The 251-nt window shown below is 68.9% G+C and carries 1 protein-coding gene; it reads left to right on the top strand.

Annotation, left to right across the window (positions count from 1 at the left end):
* A partial coding sequence (locus ACSNOK_RS35340; RefSeq protein WP_436784776.1) for a polymorphic toxin-type HINT domain-containing protein occupies positions 1 to 251 on the top strand: 251 nt, incomplete at both ends.

Here is a 251-nt window from a genome sequence, read left to right on the forward strand (position 1 = left end):
GCCGGGCGCTGGGTGGAGGCCGGCGACCTGCAGGCCGGGATGTGGTTGCGGACCTCGGCCGGCACCTGGGTCCAGATCACCGCGACCGACCACACCCGCCGCCCCCAGCGGGTCCACAACCTCACCGTCGACGGCGTCCACACCTACTACGCCCTCGCCGGCCAGACACAGCTCCTCGTCAACAACTGCGGTGATCCGGTCGAGGTCACCATCAAGCGCGAAAGCGGCATGCCCAAGGCTGAGTTCGAAAG

Source organism: Streptomyces sp. URMC 126, assembly GCF_051386555.1.
Taxonomy (GTDB): Bacteria; Actinomycetota; Actinomycetes; order Streptomycetales; family Streptomycetaceae; genus Streptomyces.